The organism is Pseudobacteroides sp., from assembly GCF_036567765.1.
Classification (GTDB): Bacteria; Bacillota; Clostridia; order Acetivibrionales; family DSM-2933; genus Pseudobacteroides.
Window position 1 is genome coordinate 1 of record NZ_DATCTU010000135.1, and the last position, 4,425, is coordinate 4,425.

The following is a 4,425-nucleotide window of genomic DNA, read 5'->3' on the forward strand; positions in this document are numbered from 1 at the left end:
TAATCAAATAAGGTATTAAAGGAGGAATTTTGTGAAAGAGGCCGATAACAACCCCAAGACTCAAAAAAGGTCAGTGGTTTTCCCAATTGAAACTTTGGAACAGATTGATAAGCTGGCAATAAAAAAGAATGTTTATGCATCAGAAGTAATCAGAGAGTTTGTGGATAAAGGCTTAGCAGTAAATGGATATGAAGAAAATATAGATATTATAACTGACATTATTCATCAAGAGATTGAAGCATCGATAAAATCATTGGCAAACCGGTTAGCAGGTATGATAAACCGACTTACAATCATTTCGGCAGCAGCTTATTATGCCAATATTACTATTATATCGGATTTGATTGATAAGGACAGGTACTCGTCATTTGAGAAGATAGAAAAGGCGGCAAGAAAGAGGGCATTGGATTAAATATGTCCCATTTCTCTTTTAGTTTTTCATAATCAAACGAATTGGCAACAAAATCCCTTTTAAGATATCTGCCCGGAATAGTGTGCCATGTTGAATACGACATACTGTTTGCGTAGAATGCAGATATGAGTGCATCAATGTTTTTCTCAGCAGTTGCAGTTAAATTGGTTATAAACCCACCAAGGCTTATACCTGCAAGTACAACCTTTTGGTTTATGCTTTTCAGGTAGCATATAAGTGCACGAATGTCTGACACCGCTTGTTTTACAGATAATAGGGTTCTTCCTATATCGGTGCTGATCATTAATTCGCCGCAGTATTCTGAATCACTTCCTGCCCTAGGATTATGAAAGGGTAGAGATATAAAGTACACATCATAGCCTTTTTCCAGAAAACCTTCTAAAAATATATCTGATATTGCAGAATAATCTTTCATTCTCCAGCCGGGTACTAAGATTATTGATTTTGTTGCCGGTTTGGATGTGTTTTTATAATAAAGTCCATGAACCAATTCATTGCATTTGTTGTTGTCAACTTCGCTTCTGAATGTATATGAGTATATTGCTGGTTTATCAGTTGGGTTGAGAGTGAATATTGGGGTAGAAGGTTTTTTGTAGAAGTCAGCAATATCAACGTTTGAGTCGGTTGAAAAATGTGATTTGGAGCTTCTTTCTCTATGAAGAAGTTCCAGTGCTATCCGGTCAATTATGTATGAGAATGCTTTGTTCATTTGGTTACTCCTGTGTGGGTGTATATAGTTAATTTTAGCATAGATTGAGGAAAACATAAAAGTTAATTTGTGGAATTAAAACGTTATATCTAAAGGTTACAATAATGAAAAACATGTTGACAATAGGTGTTGAGTGGTGTAAAATTAATGTGTAACCTGTAAGAAACAACTACTTAAATTTGACACTTGCAGGGTTAAAAGTCCGAAATGACATTATAATTTTAAGGTATTGTAGGTATTGTAATAAAATGCAGTATAACTAATAGAAAAATTACTTTGTTGTCATATAATAAGTTATCTTTAATGTTACCATTAAGATATGATTGACTTCATAAGTAGGTATTTACATTCATTAACGTAAATTTAATAAAATACAAATAAGTTAATTATTATGGATTCGCTGTATATGGACACAATGAATACCATGTTATAGGAAACACTTTTAATAGTTTTTTTTACTTATAAAAATAATTACATCAAATTTAGTAATAATTTAAAAATAAACATAATATTATGTTGACTTTTAGCAATGATGAACTTATACTAATCAAGATACAAAGTTAGTTTATTAATCCAATTCTAGAAAAATCTATAGACAATAATATTTCTTTAAAGGAATTTTACATAAATAGTTAGTTTATTTTATTTAATGAAAAGGGGATGAAACCATAATGAAATTTAAAAAAACTTTAGCGGCAATATTGGTCTTGCTAATGTTTCTTCAACTATTACCTCTGGAATTAAATATTTCAGGGAGTGATAGTACAAAAGTGAACGTATTTGCAGCACCAAGTTCACCAGTTAATTCAGCTATAAAGGTTTCGAATACTTCAGCTGTATCGACGCCTACAAAAATCATAACCAGTATGTCAAGTTCGAGTACACCTAGTACAAAATTAAAGTCTACGCCGATGAATTCACCTGTAAGTAGTTCAAATGTTAGTCTGAATTTGGATAAAACAATTGCTGAGGTTGGTGATATTATCACTGCCAATGTATCAATAAATAATATTTTAAATTTCGCAGGTATTAATGTAAGCTTAAAATATGATCCTAATACACTTCAGCCTATTGAACCTTCTACTAAAGCTTATACAGACTCAACTGTTCCGGGAATAGGAAATATTTTAAACAATACGAGTTATACTCCTTTTTCTGCAGCCGCAAATAAGATTTCAGAAGGAATATTGAATTTTAACAGACTATACTATAACTTAAGTACTTATAAAATGTCAGGAAAGTCTGAAAATTCAGGAATAGTAGCAGTAGTGCTATTCAAGGTTTTAAAACCAAATGTTACACAAATAAGTTTGGAGGAACCAAATAGCGTTTCAGGAAATATAAGTGGTACATATGCTTATAACTGGGATGGGAAATTAATAAATTCAGGTTTCTCTATTATACAACCTAAGACGATTAACCCAACAGGTCCAACTTGTATTCCAACTCAGACACCTGTACCAACGCCAACTCTTTTCACTCAATTATCAAGTACAGAACAAGCAAAATCAAGTCTGTCATTGCAAAATATGGCTATATCTCTAGCAAGTGTTACAAATGGAAAGATATCAGGTTACATCAGGCCGGATTTTGACTATAATACAGCTGATTCTAGCAAGATATTTGCAAATTTAAAAGTCAGAATTACTTCAGTGGGAAATCAAACTGATGTAAAATATAGCACTGGGGTAGGAAGTAATGGTTACTTTGAAATAAATAACATTAATGTAAGCAATAATGTAGATATAATTATTTCAAAGTATGATGCTGCTGGAAATGAGATTTCCGGATATCTTAGGAGATGTATAAGTAATTTTAATATTGATTCTACTAATATAAGTTTTGGTACACAAAATGACCCTATGGATATATGGGCAGGAGATTTGAATAAGGATGGAGTTATAAACACTGTTGATCAAATTGCTCTTGCACAGGCATTTAATTCTTTTGAAGGTGATACAAAGTATAATGCTAATGCGGATTTTAATAAAGACGGAGTTATAAACACGGCGGATTTAATAATTCTTGCAAAGCATTATACTGCTACAACTATAAGCTATCCTAGCTTGCCTAATATTATGATAAAAAGTGGTGTAACTTATATTAATAACAGCTATACATTAAGCGGCGACAAAAGTTTTGGTGAATCAGTCGTAAATAGTAATGCTGTGCTCAATTTGAGTAGTAATGTTGTTCTTACTTTTGCTGGGAATTTGACGGTAAATGGTAGCATAAATGTAAACAAAGGAACTATAAATGTAAATGGCAATCTAATTCATGATTCTGTTGGTACGATTGATGTTAATGCTGGTAATATTAATATAACTGGAAATTTGAATCAAAATACCGGTACTATCGATATAAATAGAGGCACCGTTAGAGTACAAAAGAATGCTGGAATTTCTGATACCGGTAACTTTGTTCAAAATGGAAGCTCTATACCGGGGAAGAGTTCTACTATAAGAATTAATAGTGGTAAACTTTTAGTCGATGGAAATTATACTATTCCGGACACAAACAACAATTATAGTAGACTTATTATGAGAAATGCTGCTGATTATGTTTTAGTTGGAGGTAGCTTCCTAAACTATTCACATGTAGATTCATCTATTAACAATAATAATACACCTGATGGAGATAGATTAAAGTGTTTTACAGATGGTGTATTAGAGGTTAAAGGCGATTTTATTCAAGGTGGAAATGCACGTAGCTTTGTTTCATCGGATAATCATAAAGTAATATTAAGTGGTACAGGCTTACAAAATGTTAATTTCAACTCTTATCAGAATGGTGAATCTTGTTTTAACCTTCTAGAAATAACTAATACAGGTGAAACAAATGGTGTAGTTTTTGCGGGTAACCCTGTTACAATAACTTCTCTTGAAAAATGCACGAAGATATTTTCAAATTTTAAGTTAAGAAAGCTTTTAAAACCACTTAAGACAGATATAGTGGTTAATGGTGATTTTATTATTGACAATCCTGAATCAGGAACAAATATTGATATTGGGAATAAAAATGGAACAAAAATTGACTTGAACTCACACTCAGTAACTGTTAATGGTTCGATTATCCAAAAGGGCGGGTTGCTTGATATAAACCATGGAAATCTTAATGTTAATTATGATTTGATACTTGATACGAGTAAGTCCCGAATTTCGTAGAAATTGAAGGTGGCAGTCCAGACGGTAGTTTGATAAACTATTGTTTGGGAAAACAAAAAATGAAAGGAGCTGCCACATATGAAATTATATCAGATCGGGTCAAAAAAGGGAAAGGAATT

General features: G+C 32.1%; 3 protein-coding genes. 2 read left to right on the forward strand and 1 reads right to left on the reverse strand.

Features of this window, described 5'->3' with window-relative positions; all coding sequences use genetic code 11:
- Positions 1-31 precede the first annotated feature (31 nt).
- Entirely contained in the window at positions 32-412 is a 381-nt protein-coding gene (locus tag VIO64_RS22915) for a hypothetical protein (RefSeq protein WP_331922074.1), read from the forward strand.
- Here the strand turns inward: VIO64_RS22915 and VIO64_RS22920 are convergent.
- Complete coding sequence (locus VIO64_RS22920) at positions 330-1,142, reverse strand: alpha/beta hydrolase (protein WP_331922075.1); 813 nt, start codon at positions 1,140-1,142, stop codon at positions 330-332. The genes VIO64_RS22915 and VIO64_RS22920 overlap by 83 nt on opposite strands.
- A gap of 671 nt (positions 1,143-1,813) precedes the next feature.
- Between VIO64_RS22920 and VIO64_RS22925 the strand changes: the two genes are divergently transcribed.
- On the forward strand, positions 1,814-4,306 hold the full coding sequence (locus tag VIO64_RS22925; RefSeq protein WP_331922076.1) for a dockerin type I domain-containing protein: 2,493 nt from the start codon (positions 1,814-1,816) through the stop codon (positions 4,304-4,306).
- Positions 4,307-4,425 lie beyond the last annotated feature (119 nt).